A 14,164-nucleotide genomic window follows, 5' to 3' on the forward strand; every position below is an offset into this window, starting at 1 on the left:
TACCATAGCGGATCGCGCGCCCGCGTGCATAATCTGCCCAACCCAACCAAGAGGCCCCCATGACCGCGCAAGAGATCATCGACCACCTGAACCTGCAACGCCACCCCGAGGGCGGCTGGTTCCGCGAGACATGGCGCGCCGAGAACGAAGGCCGCGCCACCGGCACCTGCATCTATTTCCTGCTGCAAGCGGGCGAGCGCAGCCACTGGCACCGGGTCGATGCGACAGAAATCTGGCTGTATCACGCAGGCGCTCCGCTGACCCTGTCGCTCAGCCCCTCGGATGAGGGTCCAGCAAGTGATCACCTGCTGACCCCGGATCTGAACAAGGGCGCGCCACAGGTGATCGTGCCCGAAAACCACTGGCAATCGGCGCAAACGACCGGAGAGTTCACTCTGGTCAGTTGCACCGTGTCCCCAGGGTTCGAGTTCGATGGCTTTGTTCTGGCCGCGCCCGGGTTCGAGATCCCACGCGGCTGAGGCATGGATCACCGCGCCCTCATAGCGTCGATCCCGCCCGAAGCGAAAGACAGCCTGCAACGGCGGTCAAATGCCGCCGGGCTGCGGCATCTGGCGCTTTACACCGCTGTATTGGGCGCATCGTCTCTGTGTATCGCGCTCAGGGTGCCGATGTGGCCTGTGTTCTTGCTGCCTCAGGGCGTGCTTTTGGTCTTTCTCTTTACGCTCAGCCACGAATGCACCCACAAGACCCCCTTTCGCAGCGGGTGGCTGAATGAGGTCGTCGGCCATCTGGTCTCAGTCCCCATCGCCCTGCCCTTTACGTGGTTTCGTTATTTCCATCTGGCGCATCACAAATGGACCAACCACCCCGACAAAGACCCCGAGCTTGCAGGCAAGCCCCGGCCCGACAGCTGGCGTGATCTGCTGATCTATCTCAGCGGCTGGCCTTATTGGGCTGGAATGGCAAAGGTTCTGGTCGATAACGCCCGCGGCCGGATCGATGCACCCTACCTGCCCGCCCGCCAACACCGCGCCATGCGGATTGAGGCGCGCCTGATCCTTGGCCTATACGCCCTTGCGGGCCTGAACCTGTTCTTAACTCCAGCGTTGATCTGGCTTTGGCTGGTTCCGGTGCTGATCGGGCAGCCCTTTCTGCGGCTCTATCTATTGGCCGAGCATGGCCTCTGCCCGCCGGTTGCCAATATGCTTGAGAACTCGCGCACCACCTTCACCAACCGGGTCGTGCGTTCTCTGGCCTGGAACATGCCCTATCACGCCGAACACCACGCCTTTCCCAACGTGCCATTTCACCAGTTGCCCGCCTTGCACGGCTGGACTCGGTCGCATTTGAAATCAACCTCGGACGGGTATTCAGAGTTTGCCGATGAGTACGCGCGTTCGCTTAAGTGAACCTACCGAACTCCTGACCTGTGCAAGTTGATGTCATCAGACCTTTCCGACCATCATCCGTATGCCTAAACCGCACTCACAACACCACCCCCAACCAAAGCCTTGACCCCAGTCGTACCCGGACAAGATGTAGGCAGCCCCCGCGCGACGCGGACGGCGAGATAGGCGAAGGCTTGGGCCTCCAGCATGTCTCCGTCGAGGCCCACCGCCTCAACCGGTTCGACTGGACAGTCGAGCGAGACGCGCAGCATTTCCATCAGGACCGGATTGTGCCGTCCGCCGCCAGTGACCAGAACGCGGGCGGGTGGTTTGGGGCAATGCTCCATCCCCTGCACCACGCCTGCGGCGCACATGCCGGTCAGGGTCGCCACCGCGTCGGCGTCTGAGAGCTCCTGCACCAGCCCGATCATCTCGGCGAAGTCGTTCCGGTCCAGCGATTTGGGGGGCATGCGGGTAAAAAACGGCTCGGCCAGGAACAGCTCAAGCGCGCCCATCTCGACGGTTCCGCCGCGCGCCACCGCGCCGTCGCGGTCCATGGGCAGGCCAAGCCGGGCCTGCATCAGGTCGTCCACCGGGGCGTTGGCAGGGCCTGTGTCAAAGGCCAGCAGCGCGCCGGGGGCCTCGGGGCCGTCAAAGCCGGGGTCCACATAGGTCAGGTTCCCGACCCCGCCGAGGTTCAGAAAGCACAGCGGCTCAGCCGCGTTGATCCACTTGGCGCAGGCAAAGTGAAAGAACGGCGCCAGCGGGGCACCTTCGCCCCCCATGGCCACGTCATCGCTGCGGAAATCCCACACCACCGGCACGCCCAAAGCCTGCGCCAGCCCTTTGCCATCGCCCACCTGCAACGTGCCCTGCCCGTGCGGATCATGCGCCAGCGTCTGGCCGTGAAAGCCGATCAGGTCGACCTCTTCATACTCGGCCAAAGCCTCGGCATGGGCGAAGGTGACCACCTCTGAGGCCCGATCCACGGCCGGACCATGCCATTGCCCCAAAGCGGCGCGAAGATCGGCGCGCTCACCCTCGGAATAAGGACGATAACCAGACGCCCCAAAGCCGAAGATCCGGTGCCCGTCGGTTTCAACCACAGCCGTATCCACACCGTCCAGCGACGTGCCAGACATCGCACCAAGGGCCCTGACAGGCCCGCCCTTCCTGATGGACCGGTTCACGCTCACCTCATTGATCTTGTTTTCTGGGCCTCAACCTGCCTGCATGCGCCACCGCAAGGCAAGCAACATCGCGCAGTATTTGGCGATTTAGACAGCAGTTGCGCGCCTGCTACCACAGCACGGCCCCAAGAACGGTTGCACCTTGGCCCGGCCTGGGTAAGCATTACCGATAGCGGCACAGCAAACAGACACTCATGAGCGACAAAGGCACCCTGAAACAGCCCAATGAAGGGCGTAACTACCAGCTGATATTCTGGTCAGGATCGCTGGCGACGATCGGGGCGCAGCTGGTGAACCCCAACCTTGTGCTGCCTTTTCTGTATCTGGCGCTTGGGGCTCCTACGTTTTTCGCGGGTCTGCTGCTGCCGATGGTCACTGGGTCGCGGCTGATCGCCGAGATTTTCGTTTCACCCTTCATCAACCGGGTCACGCGGGCAAAGCTGGCGGTCTACGCGCCCAACATCCTGACCGCCGCCATCCTGTCCATTGTCGCACTGTTTGCAACCGACCTGCCCAATGTGATGATCGTCCTGCTGTTCCTGACGACCGCGTTGATCATGGGCCTGTGTCAGGGCATTGCCAGTCTGGGCACCAGTCAGATTTATGGCATCTCGATCCCTAACGCCAAACGCAACCGGATGGTGTTTGCGCAGGCGACCGTCTCGGGCATTCTGGCGATCCTGGTTGTCTGGGTGACGCGAGACCTGCTGGCCTCGGACCAACCGATGCAGCGGCACATTGTGGTGCTATGGTGCGGAGTCGTTGCCATGTTTGCCGCAGGCGTCAGCTTTGCCGGGGTGCGCCTGCTGGAAGAGGAACAGGCCCATAGGCCCACACCCGAGGCAAAGCCCAAACCGCTGGCCGAACTGGCCACCGGGTTCAAGACCGGCATGGCCTATCCCTGGTATCGCAAGTTCCTGACCGCGCGGCTGATCTTTGTCTCGGTCGAACTGGCCATGCCCTTCTACACCATTCACGCAGCGACCTTTCACGTGGGGACCAAACACTCGCTCAGCTATTTCGTGATCGCCGCCAGCCTTGGGATGGTGATCGGGTCGGTTCTTTGGGGGTGGCTCAGCGGGCGGATTTCCGTCAAGCCGGTGATGTGGCTGGGGTGCCTGATCTCGGCGGTTTCGGCAATTCTGGCGCTTGGCTTTACCTTCACCGGCTATGCGCAGAACGTCTGGGCCTATGCTCTGGTCATTCTGCTGCTCTCGCTGGGCGGGAACGGGGTGATCTATGGGCGCTATCTCTACATCATCGAAATGACCAACGAAAAAGAACGCCCCTATCTGGTTGCGCTCGGGGATGTCTCGGCAGGACTGATCGGGATGGTCTTTGCCGCCATACTGGGCGCGGTGGCGCATCTGCATGATCCAGTCACGCCGATCATCGCACTGGCGGTGCTGAACGTGATTGCAATGCTCTATGCGTTTCGCCTGCCCCCCACCAAAAGCTGAAGCGCGCGGGCTTTCCTGCAAAACGTGCCTTTTCCTTGGCCTGCGCGCCGCCTATACAGTGCCGCGCAACACAAACCCAAAGGGCACGATATGACCTACCACCCCAAATCGGATTTCATCGCCACGATGATCGAGCGCGGCTTTCTCGCCGACTGCACCGATTATCAGGGCCTTGACGAGGCGCTGATCAGCGGGGTGCAAACGGCTTATATCGGCTATGACGCGACGGCGCAGTCGCTGCATGTGGGCCACCTGATGAACATCATGGTGCTGCGCTGGCTGCAAAAGACCGGTCACAAGCCGATCACCCTTATGGGCGGCGGCACCACCAAGGTGGGCGACCCCTCGTTCCGGTCGGACGAGCGCCCCCTGCTGGGCCCCGAACAGATCGACGCCAATATCGCGGGTATGCAGAAAGTATTCGCCAAGTACCTGTCCTATGACGACAGCGACACCGGCGCGCTGATGCTGAACAATGCCGAATGGCTGGACAGTCTGAACTACCTCGATTTCCTGCGCGATATCGGGCGGCATTTCTCGGTCAACCGGATGTTGTCTTTCGAGTCCGTGAAATCGCGGCTGGATCGCGAACAATCGCTGAGCTTCCTCGAATTCAACTACATGATCCTGCAGGCCTATGACTTCCTTGAGCTGAACCGCCGCTATAGCTGCGTTCTGCAGATGGGCGGCAGCGACCAGTGGGGCAACATCGTCAACGGCATCGACCTGACGCGCCGGGTGCTGGATCAGGAAATCTATGGCCTGACCACGCCGCTGCTGACCACCAGCGACGGCCGCAAGATGGGCAAGTCGCAGGGCGGTGCTATCTGGCTGAATGGCGATATGCTGAGCTCTTATGAATTCTGGCAGTTCTGGCGCAACACCACTGACGCCGATGTGGGCCGGTTCCTGAAAATCTTCACCGAATTGCCGGTGGATGAATGCGACCGTCTGGCCGCGCTGCAAGGGTCTGAGATCAACGAGGCCAAGATCCGCCTTGCCAACGAAGTCACCACCCTGCTGCACGGGGCCGAGGCCGCCGCCACCGCCGAGGCCACCGCGCGTGAGGTTTTTGAAAAAGGCGGGATTGGGGATGATCTGCCCACGCTCACGCTCAGCCAGGCCGACCTTCCGGTGTCCATCGTTCAACTGATCGTAAAGTCGGGGCTGGCGAAATCGGGCAAAGAGGCCAAGCGTCTGATCTCGGAAAACGGGGCCAAGCTGGATGACGCTGCCCTGACGGATGCGGGTCTGATGATCGATGCGGGCGCTCTGTCGTCTCCGATCAAGCTGAGCGCGGGTAAAAAGCGGCACGCGTTGGTTCAACTGGGCTGATCAATGCGGCTTGGGCGCGTCTGAGCCGTTGCCGCGACACACCGAATGCAGAACGGCCACCCAGAAGGGTGGCCGCTTTCGTTTGATCTGTGCGGGCGCGCAACACGTTACCGCTTGCCGCCGTGGCCCCCACCGTGACCGCCCTTGCCGCCGCCGTGGCCACCTTTGCCACCGCCTTTGCCGTCGCTGCCTTTGCCGCCACCATGGCCGCCTTTGCCGCCACCTTTTCCGTCGCCATTGCTGCCGCCATTACCGTGACCGCCGCCGCCGTTACCCGACCCATTGCCGCCGCCATTATTGCCGCCGCCATTTCCGGTTCCGGGGCCCGATCCTCCGTTATTGCCGCCGCCGTTTCCGGGGTTTCCACCGTTGCCGTTCCCGTTGCCGGGACCGCCGTGACCACCACCGTTACCGCCGCCATTGTTGCCACCGTTACCGCCGCCATTGTTGCCGCCGTTGCCGCCGCCATTGTTGCCGCCGTTGCCGCCACCACCACCGTTGCCGGGATCGCCACCGCCATCACCGGGGTCGCCACCACCATCACCGGGGTCGCCGCCGCCATCACCGGGACCACCGCCACCATCACCGGGACCACCGCCGTCACCGCCGGACCCACTCGTATTCCCGGCGAACTGCTCGCTGCCGCGATCCTCACCCGGGTTGCTCGCCGCGGCGATAGATCCCGTTGGCTGATCCGTCAGCAGGGCTGCCAAGCCGGGGCATTGGGCCGTTGTGTTGCGCAAGGTCGTCGCAAAATCCGAGCGGGACTGCAGGCGTTGCAAAAAGCTGGGCGTGACCTGCTGACAATCGCAAAGGGCCTGATAATCCCCGCGATTTGCCGCGTCGCGCGCGGTTTTCCAGTTACAGACTTCGGGCGTCGCCGCCGCTCCGCTGGTTGCCATCATGGCCAGAAGAGGCGCTGCAACCAGCGCCGGAAACCCGGCCCTAATACCTTTGATCATACCGATGAACTCCTTCAACAACGCCCTATTGGCGCAGGTTTTTTCCTGCCTTCGATGTGAGACTTGCGCATTAAGCTTGGTTAAAGGTGTTCTGAGAAATCCTTGAGAAACGCCTGTTTTCCGTCAAAATCCAACGCAAAATCATGGACAGGCCGTAAACCCTCGGGTTAAATGAACAAACGTTCATATCTCTGGAAAAGGGAACTGCCATGGAACTCTCAACCACCTCCGCCATCATCACCGGAGGCGCGTCCGGCCTGGGTGAGGCAACTGCCCGCTATTTCGCGGCACAGGGCGCGCAGGTCACGATTCTGGACAGAGATGCAGAGCGCGGCCCCCGGGTCGCGGACGAGATTGGCGGGTACTTCGCGCAAACCGATGTCACGGACGAAACCTCGGTCGCTGCTGCGATTGCCATGGCCAAACAGAAAATGGGCCGGATCACCGCCGCCGTGAACTGCGCCGGAATCGCCATCGGGGCCAAGACCGTGGGCCGCGACGGCCCGCATCCTCTGGACGCGTTCCAACGCACGATCGACATCAATCTGGTTGGTACGTTCAACGTCTCGCGTCTGGCCGCTGCCGAGATGGCGCAGAACGATCCCGAACCCGATGGCGCGCGCGGGGTGATCATCAACACTGCCTCAATCGCTGCGTTTGACGGGCAAAAGGGACAGGCGGCCTATGCGGCCTCGAAAGGTGGCGTGGTGGGCATGACCCTGCCCATGGCGCGCGATCTGGCCTCAACCGGCATTCGGGTCATGGCGATTGCTCCGGGCATCTTCATGACCCCGATGCTGGCCGGACTGCCGGAAGAGGTACAAGAGCAACTGGCGGCCGACGTCCCCAACCCCGCCCGTCTGGGCGACCCAAAGGAATACGGTCGGCTGGCCGGCTTCATCGTCGAGATGGGCTACCTGAACGGAGAGGTCATCCGCATCGACGGAGCCCTTCGGATGCGGTAAACCTGCCCAATGACCGAGCGGAAAAAGATGCAGGCGGGGCAATGGTATTGCTGCTTGGACCCCGAGCTGGATGCGCTGCGTGCGCAGGCCCGGCGCGCAGTTCATGCGCATAACATCTGCCCGCCCGACACGCGCGGCGCGATGGCCGACGCGTTACGCGCCCTGTTCGTCAAAACCGGGAACGGCTGTTTCGTTGAGGCCCCGTTTCACTGCGCCTATGGCCTGAACATTCACCTTGGCGACCAGGTCTATTTCAACGCGGGCTGTACGGTTCTGGACACTGCGCCGGTCACGGTGGGCGATGGAACGATGTTCGGCCCACAGGTTCAGATCTATTGCGCCCAGCACGCCAAAGACCCGACAGAACGCGCACAGGGTCTGGAAATCGGCTTGCCTGTCACCATTGGCCGGAACGTCTGGGTCGGCGGAGGGGCGATCCTGATGCCTGGGATCACGATCGGCGACGATGCAATCATCGGCGCGGGCAGTGTCGTGACCAAACACGTTGCCGCTGGCGAAACCGTAGCGGGCAACCCTGCCCGCGTGATCACCCGCCGCTAGGAACCTTCGGCCTTTTCCTCAAGCATCAGCCATTCTTCCTCGGCGGCGGCCAGTTTTTCCTGCCGCTCGACCAAGGCTTCGGTCGCTTTCTGGAACTTCACTGGCTCACGGGTGAACAGCTCGGGGTCGGACATCAGTTCTTCCAGTTTGCCGATCTCGGCCTCAAGGCGTTCCATCTCGGCGGGCAGTTTCTCAAGCCGGTGCTTTTCCGAGAAGGAAAGTCCCGATTTCGGCTGGCTCTCTTGCTTAATCTTCGGCTTCGAAAGCTTTGATTTCTCTTCTTTCTTGGGCAACAGGTCGCCCCGCTGCGCAATGTAATCCGACCATCCGCCCGCATAGACGGTGGCGCGACCATTGCCTTCCATGGCGATGGTCGTGGTGGCTACGCGGTCCAGAAAGTCCCGGTCGTGGCTGACCAGCAGAACGGTGCCATCGTAGTCGTCCAACAGCTCTTGCAGTAGGTCCAGCGTTTCGACATCCAGATCGTTGGTCGGTTCGTCCAGCACCAAAAGGTTCGACGATTTAGCCATCAGTTTCGCCAGCAACAACCGCGCTTTCTCCCCACCTGACAGGGACTTAACCGCCGCTCTTGCCTGTGCATCGTCAAACAGGAACTCCTTGAGATAGCCGACCACATGCTTGGGCTGACCACCCACCATCACCTGATCGGCCTTGCCCGAGACCCGCATTTCGGGATCGCCGGTCAGGCTGTCCCACAGGCTCATCTCGGGGTCCAGTTGGGCACGGGTCTGGTCGAAGACAGCAACCTCAAGATTGGTACCCAGTGTCACCGCACCCTCGTCAGGTTGTTCCTGCCCCAGCAGCATCTTCAACAGCGTGGTCTTGCCCACACCGTTGGGTCCAACAAAGGCCACGCGGTCACCGCGTTGCACCAGCAAGTCAAAATTCCGAACGATCTGCTGGGTGCCGAAAGATTTGGCCAAGCCCTTGGCCTCAATCACCTTGCGCCCGGATTTCGGCCCCGCCTCCAGCGTCATTGCGGCCGAACCCTGCCGTTTGATCTGCGCCGCCTTTTCGGCCCGCAAAGCCTGCAACGCACGCACCCGGCCCTGATTGCGCTTACGCCGGGCGCTGATACCTTCCACGGCCCATTTCGCCTCGGACTTGATCAGACGGTTCAGCTTGTGCCGCTGCTGATCCTCTTCGTCCCAGATCTTGTCCCGCCATGTCTCAAACGCATCAAACCCCTGCTCCTGTCGCCGCACCGCGCCCCGGTCAATCCAAAGGGTCGCGCGGGTCAAAGCCCGCAAAAAGACCCGGTCATGCGAGATCAGCACATAGGCCGCGCGGGTTGATCCAAGTTCACGCTCCAGCCAGGCGATTGCTTCGATGTCCAGATGGTTGGTCGGCTCGTCCAGCAGCATCAAATCCGGCGCTTCGGCCATCAGCTTGGCCAGCGCCGCACGGCGGCGTTCGCCACCCGAGGCGGTCTCAACCGCGCGGGACGGGTCGAACTTCAACCCCTCGCCCGCGCGCTCAACCTTGTACAACTCTCCGGGCTCCAACCCGCTTGAGGCATAGTCGCCCAGCGTGGCAAACCCCTCCATGCCCGGGTCTTGCTCCATGTACCCAACCGACTTGCCCGGCGGCACCACGATGTCGCCCTGATCCGGTTCGACCAGACCAGCCATGACTTTCATCAGCGTCGACTTACCGGACCCGTTCCGCCCCACCAGCGCCACACGGTCGCCGGGCTGAACCACCAGATCAAGTTCGGAAAACACCGGATCACCCCCGAAGGTCAGGGAAATGCCGGACATCTGCAACAAAGGAATTCTCGCCATGCCCGCCAGCTAAACCGGCAGGGCTTGCGCGTCAACGCCCACCCCTTCTTCTCGTCAAAAATACGGAATTACCCGGCCACCGCCCGCAGCAGACGTTTCCGTGCCGGGGGAATCGACCCGATCTCAAGCCCGGTAAAAACATGCAGCGTGTTCATATGCCGATCGACCACCGCATGATCACTGACCCAACCGCCCATCATCAGATAGGTGCGCAGCAACGGCGGCATCCGCAGCATCGCTTGTTTCGCATCGGGCCGCCGCCGCAAACGGGCAGCGAAACGAAAAACATCCGGCGCCTTGACGCGCGGCAGCCAGCGTTTGGGGGCCAGATGCCGGTGTTTCAGCATGGCAAAAGCATCCAGATATTCATCCGTTTCAGTCCCCGCAAAGGACGAACAGCCAAACAGCATCTCGACATTGTTCTGATCCACATAAGCTGTCATCGCCCCCCAGGCGACCCGCAGGATGTCCGGGTCGGACCGGTCGGGATGAATGCAAAAGCGCCCCATCTCAACCATCCGCCCCTGGAACCCCTGCAACGCCGAAAGGTCATAGAACTGCGCGGAATAGCTGCGGGAAATCTCGGCCCCGCTTTCCATCGTCAGCAATCGAAAGCAACAGACAAGGTCTTCGCCCGCGCGCATATCCTCAACCAGAATATGTGCACAGACAGAATCGAACACATCGGCGTCGGGCTGCGCGGTCCCGAAGGCCCGCGTGCGCAGGGCTTGGGCCGCCGTCACATCCTGCGCTGACCGGGCCAGACGGGCCCGGTATCGGCCTTTGCCAAGCAATAGTGCCATGGTCGCCCCCTCCGCGGTTGCTGACCGGTTGTCTCTTGCCGTTTCCCTAACACACAACATGTGACTGCCATGTGACCGTCGCAAGGCGTGGCGGTTATTGTTGGCTCGCGCCCGGAATGTTGGCCGGGTTGAAGTTGCCGATATTACCCAGCAGCTGACGGATAAAGCCCTGGCCCTGAATCGTCGACTCGGTGATGCGGCGATCCAGCGTCACGACGACGCCATCCTCCAGCCCGAACCGTTCAATATTGCGGACAACGCCCCGGTCATCAAAACTGATCGCGACCAATTCGCGCGAGACGACCTCGGGTTTCTTGGGCCCATAGTGACGGATGCGCGAACGTACATAGTAGAACCCGGAATCGCGCACCACACCCGATGAGCTGGGCGCGCCGACCGCCTCCATCACCGTGTCACGCGTATCCACACCCACCTGAATCTCGGCCAGGTCTTCCGGCGGAGGGATATACCCGTGATTCCTGAATACGGGCGTACATGCCACCGCCGCCAGACAGGCCGCAAAGACAAGCGTTCTGGACGCCGGTTTCAACCTGTTCACAACCTTCAACATTTACACCCTCTTGCCTTGGCCCCGTCCGGGCCCTATCCGCTTACATCAAACCGCAGCCCCGGTTCAACACAGGAAAGGGTCACGAATGAGCAACCAGACATCTCTGCGGGTGGCCGACCTGCCCCAGAACGCCCCCACCCCCTTTGATCTGCGCCCCGAAGGCAAGGCGTTGGACGCGATCCGAGACGATCTTGGCCTGCTCGGCCTGCGCAAGCTCCGCTTTGAGGGTGACGTAAGGGCACAAGGCAAGCGCGACTGGGCACTGACCGGCAAACTGGGCGCGACAGTGACACAGCCCTGCGTGGTCACACTGGAACCGGTAACAACCCGCATCGATATTCCCGTTTCACGGATATTCATTGCGGATTGGTCGGACCCGGATGAGGAAGAGTTCGAAATCCCCGAAGGTGACGAATCTGAGCCACTCGGCCCAGAGATCGACCCGGCGCTGGTGATGATCGAGGCGCTGTCGCTGGCCCTGCCCCAATACCCGCGCAAGGACGGGGCCGCGCTGGAACAGGCCGACTTTACCGAACCCGGAAAACAGGCGATGACCGACGAAGATGCCAAACCCTTTGCCGGGCTGGCCGGTTTGCGCGATGCACTGAAAAAAGACGAGTGACAGGGGATATATTTCCTGTCATAGCAGGCGCTCAGAAAAATTGCTTGAACATGTCGAGAATCGCAGTATTTTCGCGCGCTCATTGGAATTTGGGTTGGACACCGTGGGGATCGTACCCCAAACGCGCGTCAAACCACGAGAAAAACGAAGAATGAAACCCGGTCGGCGGCGAATCTGCTGACCCTCAGTAGACAAAGGTTGAGACCATGGCCGTCCAACAGAACAAAGTTTCCAAGTCGCGTCGCAACAACCGCCGCGCACACGACGCTCTGGTTGCTGCAAACCCGAACGAATGCGCAAACTGTGGTGAGCTGAAGCGCCCCCACCACGTGTGCGCGTCCTGCGGCCACTATGATGATCGCGAAGTCGTCGCTCAGGCCGACGAAATCGATCTGGACGAAGACGCGGCCTAAGCTAACAAAAGCGCAGGCACGGCATGACAGAACAGCCCACGCACGCCGGACGGACTACCATCTCGGTTGACGCTATGGGTGGAGATTCGGGGCCCGCAACCGTTGTTGCGGGCATCGCCAATTCGGCGAACAAGAACCCCGACATCGCGTTCATCCTGCACGGGCCTGAACAGGTGCTGCAGAAACTTGTCGCAAAACGGCGTGTCCTGAACGGGCGCGTCGTTTTTCGTGATTGCCCGGATGTGGTCACGATGGAGGACAAGCCCAGCCAGGTTGTCCGCAACGGCAAGCAGACCTCGATGTGGTCGGCGCTGGAATCGGTACGTCAGGGCGAAGCCCATGGCGCGGTGTCCTGCGGTAACACCGGCGCGCTGATGGCGCTGTCGATGATGCGGCTGCGCAAATTGCCGGGTGTGAACCGCCCGGCCATCGCGATTCTGTGGCCATCGCGCAACCCGCAGGGGTTCAACGTGATGTTGGATGTGGGTGCGGATGTGCGCGCCGACGCCAAGGATTTGCTGCAATTTGCGCTGATGGGAGCGTCTTATGCCCGCAATGGCATGGCGCTGGAACGCCCTCGGATCGGGTTGCTGAATGTCGGCACCGAAGAACACAAGGGCCGCGCCGAGTTGAAAGAGGCGCATGCGCTGATCTCAGATTTTGCAGATCAGGCGAATTTCGAATTTGTCGGCTTTGTCGAAGGCAGTGATATCCCCGGTGACAAGGCAGATGTCATTGTCACTGATGGGTTTACCGGCAATGTCGCGATCAAGACCGGCGAAGGCACCGCCAGCCTGATTGGTGATCTTCTGCGCGAGGCGTTCAAATACACGCCGCTCTCGCGTTTGGCCTCGATCCTGGCGATAACCTCGATGAATCGCCTGAAAAAGCGGATCGACCCGCGCCGGGTGAATGGCGGGGTATTCCTTGGCCTCAACGGCACTGTCGTCAAATCCCACGGTGGCGCCGATGCCACCGGAGTTTCGGCAGCCGTCAAGCTGGCCTTTACCCTGGCCCAGTCCGGTTTCGCCGAAAAATTGGCAGCACGGGTTGCATCAACAGCTGAGCTTGCACAAGATGCCGTCAACCCCCAGCCCAAGGCTGGCGAATAACAAAAAAGGCAGTACCTCAGAATGGCAGGCCGTGCAGTTGTCATAGGTGTCGGACATTATTTGCCTGAGCGCATCGTTCCGAATTCCGAGTTCGAAAAGACGCTCGATACAACGGATGAGTGGATCAAGAGCCGCTCAGGTATCGAACGCCGGCATTTCGCCGCCGACGGGGAATCGACCTCGGATCTGGCCACCCGGGCAGCCGAGGCCGCCCTTGCAGACGCAGGGTTAGGCGCGGACGACATCGATGCCATCGTTCTGGCCACCTCAACTGCCGATCTGACCTTCCCTTCGGCCGCAACCATGGTGCAGGCTCGGCTGGGCATGACCAAGGGCTTTGCCTTCGACGTCCAGGCCGTCTGCGCCGGATTCGTCTTTGCGCTCAGCAATGCCAACGCGCTGATCGTATCGGGTCAGGCCAAACGGGTTCTGGTCATCGGGGCCGAGACGTTCTCGCGAATCATGGACTGGACCGACCGGTCGACCTGCGTTCTGTTCGGCGATGGGGCCGGTGCGTTGGTTCTTGAGCTGCAAGAGGGCGACGGCACCGCGCAGGATCGCGGCATCCTGGCCACCGACCTGAACTCGGACGGGCGGTACAAGGACCTTCTGTATGTGGATGGCGGCGTGTCGACGCAAACGACCGGCCATCTGCGCATGCAGGGCAATCAGGTCTTCCGCCATGCCGTTGAAAAACTGGCAAAAACTGCGGAAACCGCGCTCGAACGCGCTGGTCTTGGCAGCACCGATGTTGACTGGATCGTACCGCATCAGGCCAATATCCGCATCATTCAGGGCACCGCCAAGAAAATGGGCCTGCCGATGGAAAACGTCGTCGTCACCGTTCAGGATCACGGAAATACATCGGCTGCATCGATCCCGTTGGCCCTGTCTGTCGGCAAGCAACGCGGTCAGATCAAGCAAGGCGACCTGATCGTGACCGAGGCGATTGGCGGCGGTCTGGCCTGGGGTGCCGTGGTCCTGCGCTGGTAACCGGCGCAAAACGGCTTACACAC

15 protein-coding genes are annotated in these 14,164 nt (G+C 61.4%); 10 read left to right on the forward strand and 5 right to left on the reverse strand.

Annotated elements, in window-relative coordinates; all coding sequences use genetic code 11:
• Positions 1–59: 59 nt before the first annotated feature.
• Together ACR0J5_RS07005 and ACR0J5_RS07010 are read left to right on the forward strand one after the other, a co-directional pair.
• Positions 60–479, forward strand: coding sequence for a cupin domain-containing protein (locus ACR0J5_RS07005; RefSeq protein ID WP_480651751.1), 420 nt, complete (start codon positions 60–62; stop codon positions 477–479).
• A 3-nt stretch (positions 480–482) separates the two neighbouring features.
• A complete protein-coding gene (locus tag ACR0J5_RS07010; RefSeq protein ID WP_480651753.1) occupies positions 483–1,370 on the forward strand; it encodes a fatty acid desaturase in 888 nt (295 codons plus the stop codon).
• A gap of 65 nt (positions 1,371–1,435) precedes the next feature.
• On the opposite strand, the gene ACR0J5_RS07015 is transcribed toward ACR0J5_RS07010, so the two are convergent.
• A complete protein-coding gene (locus ACR0J5_RS07015) occupies positions 1,436–2,539 on the reverse strand; it encodes an anhydro-N-acetylmuramic acid kinase (protein ID WP_480651755.1) in 1,104 nt (367 codons plus the stop codon).
• Positions 2,540–2,733: 194 nt separating this feature from the next.
• On the opposite strand from ACR0J5_RS07015, the gene ACR0J5_RS07020 reads away from it, so the two are divergent.
• Together ACR0J5_RS07020 and tyrS are read left to right on the forward strand one after the other, a co-directional pair.
• Positions 2,734–3,999, forward strand: a complete 1,266-nt coding sequence (locus tag ACR0J5_RS07020; RefSeq protein ID WP_480651757.1) for an MFS transporter — start codon at positions 2,734–2,736, stop codon at positions 3,997–3,999.
• Between the two features lie 90 nt (positions 4,000–4,089).
• Positions 4,090–5,334, forward strand: coding sequence for a tyrosine--tRNA ligase (gene tyrS / locus ACR0J5_RS07025; RefSeq protein ID WP_480651759.1), 1,245 nt, complete (start codon positions 4,090–4,092; stop codon positions 5,332–5,334).
• A gap of 107 nt (positions 5,335–5,441) precedes the next feature.
• Here tyrS and ACR0J5_RS07030 read toward each other — a convergent pair whose 3' ends face one another.
• The gene (locus tag ACR0J5_RS07030) at positions 5,442–6,296 is read right to left on the reverse strand and encodes a hypothetical protein (RefSeq protein ID WP_480651761.1); all 855 of its coding nucleotides are present in this window, start codon (positions 6,294–6,296) and stop codon (positions 5,442–5,444) included.
• A 209-nt stretch (positions 6,297–6,505) separates the two neighbouring features.
• Between ACR0J5_RS07030 and ACR0J5_RS07035 the strand changes: the two genes are divergently transcribed.
• Positions 6,506–7,261 carry a 3-hydroxyacyl-CoA dehydrogenase gene (locus ACR0J5_RS07035; protein ID WP_480651763.1) on the forward strand — a complete coding sequence of 252 codons (756 nt, stop codon included), beginning with the start codon at positions 6,506–6,508 and terminating at the stop codon, positions 7,259–7,261.
• 9 nt (positions 7,262–7,270) lie between these two features.
• A complete protein-coding gene (locus tag ACR0J5_RS07040) occupies positions 7,271–7,822 on the forward strand; it encodes a sugar O-acetyltransferase (protein WP_480651765.1) in 552 nt (183 codons plus the stop codon).
• Here ACR0J5_RS07040 and ACR0J5_RS07045 read toward each other — a convergent pair.
• From ACR0J5_RS07045 to ACR0J5_RS07055, 3 genes are all read right to left on the reverse strand, one after another.
• On the reverse strand, positions 7,819–9,627 hold the full coding sequence (locus ACR0J5_RS07045) for an ABC-F family ATP-binding cassette domain-containing protein (RefSeq protein ID WP_480651767.1): 1,809 nt from the start codon (positions 9,625–9,627) through the stop codon (positions 7,819–7,821). The genes ACR0J5_RS07040 and ACR0J5_RS07045 overlap by 4 nt on opposite strands.
• Positions 9,628–9,695: 68 nt before the next feature.
• Positions 9,696–10,430 (reverse strand): GNAT family N-acetyltransferase, encoded by a 735-nt coding sequence (locus tag ACR0J5_RS07050; protein ID WP_480651769.1) that lies wholly within the window; start codon positions 10,428–10,430, stop codon positions 9,696–9,698.
• A 94-nt stretch (positions 10,431–10,524) separates the two neighbouring features.
• Positions 10,525–11,001 carry an outer membrane protein assembly factor BamE gene (locus ACR0J5_RS07055; RefSeq protein WP_480651771.1) on the reverse strand — a complete coding sequence of 159 codons (477 nt, stop codon included), beginning with the start codon at positions 10,999–11,001 and terminating at the stop codon, positions 10,525–10,527.
• An 85-nt stretch (positions 11,002–11,086) separates the two neighbouring features.
• On the opposite strand from ACR0J5_RS07055, the gene ACR0J5_RS07060 reads away from it, so the two are divergent.
• The 4 genes from ACR0J5_RS07060 (at position 11,087) to ACR0J5_RS07075 (ending at position 14,141) form a co-directional block, all read left to right on the forward strand.
• On the forward strand, positions 11,087–11,623 hold the full coding sequence (locus ACR0J5_RS07060; protein WP_480651773.1) for a YceD family protein: 537 nt from the start codon (positions 11,087–11,089) through the stop codon (positions 11,621–11,623).
• Positions 11,624–11,829: 206 nt separating this feature from the next.
• On the forward strand, positions 11,830–12,036 hold the full coding sequence (gene rpmF / locus ACR0J5_RS07065) for a 50S ribosomal protein L32 (RefSeq protein WP_037316137.1): 207 nt from the start codon (positions 11,830–11,832) through the stop codon (positions 12,034–12,036).
• 23 nt (positions 12,037–12,059) lie between these two features.
• A complete protein-coding gene (gene plsX / locus ACR0J5_RS07070; protein ID WP_480651775.1) occupies positions 12,060–13,148 on the forward strand; it encodes a phosphate acyltransferase PlsX in 1,089 nt (362 codons plus the stop codon).
• 21 nt (positions 13,149–13,169) lie between these two features.
• Positions 13,170–14,141 (forward strand): beta-ketoacyl-ACP synthase III, encoded by a 972-nt coding sequence (locus ACR0J5_RS07075; RefSeq protein ID WP_480651777.1) that lies wholly within the window; start codon positions 13,170–13,172, stop codon positions 14,139–14,141.
• Positions 14,142–14,164 lie beyond the last annotated feature (23 nt).

The organism is Ruegeria sp. BE1, assembly GCF_056538885.1.

Excerpts from the sequence above, each read along its gene's own strand:
- ACR0J5_RS07050 (WP_480651769.1), bottom strand. The coding sequence starts at position 10,430 with ATGGCACTATTGCTTGGCAAAGGCCGATACCGGGCCCGTCTGGCCCGG.
- ACR0J5_RS07045 (WP_480651767.1), bottom strand. The coding sequence starts at position 9,627 with ATGGCGAGAATTCCTTTGTTGCAGATGTCCGGCATTTCCCTGACCTTC.
- ACR0J5_RS07035 (WP_480651763.1), top strand. The coding sequence starts at position 6,506 with ATGGAACTCTCAACCACCTCCGCCATCATCACCGGAGGCGCGTCCGGC.
- ACR0J5_RS07010 (WP_480651753.1), top strand. The coding sequence starts at position 483 with ATGGATCACCGCGCCCTCATAGCGTCGATCCCGCCCGAAGCGAAAGAC.
- rpmF (WP_037316137.1), top strand. The coding sequence starts at position 11,830 with ATGGCCGTCCAACAGAACAAAGTTTCCAAGTCGCGTCGCAACAACCGC.
- plsX (WP_480651775.1), top strand. The coding sequence starts at position 12,060 with ATGACAGAACAGCCCACGCACGCCGGACGGACTACCATCTCGGTTGAC.
- ACR0J5_RS07055 (WP_480651771.1), bottom strand. The coding sequence starts at position 11,001 with ATGTTGAAGGTTGTGAACAGGTTGAAACCGGCGTCCAGAACGCTTGTC.
- ACR0J5_RS07060 (WP_480651773.1), top strand. The coding sequence starts at position 11,087 with ATGAGCAACCAGACATCTCTGCGGGTGGCCGACCTGCCCCAGAACGCC.
- tyrS (WP_480651759.1), top strand. The coding sequence starts at position 4,090 with ATGACCTACCACCCCAAATCGGATTTCATCGCCACGATGATCGAGCGC.
- ACR0J5_RS07040 (WP_480651765.1), top strand. The coding sequence starts at position 7,271 with ATGACCGAGCGGAAAAAGATGCAGGCGGGGCAATGGTATTGCTGCTTG.
- ACR0J5_RS07075 (WP_480651777.1), top strand. The coding sequence starts at position 13,170 with ATGGCAGGCCGTGCAGTTGTCATAGGTGTCGGACATTATTTGCCTGAG.
- ACR0J5_RS07020 (WP_480651757.1), top strand. The coding sequence starts at position 2,734 with ATGAGCGACAAAGGCACCCTGAAACAGCCCAATGAAGGGCGTAACTAC.
- ACR0J5_RS07005 (WP_480651751.1), top strand. The coding sequence starts at position 60 with ATGACCGCGCAAGAGATCATCGACCACCTGAACCTGCAACGCCACCCC.
- ACR0J5_RS07030 (WP_480651761.1), bottom strand. The coding sequence starts at position 6,296 with ATGATCAAAGGTATTAGGGCCGGGTTTCCGGCGCTGGTTGCAGCGCCT.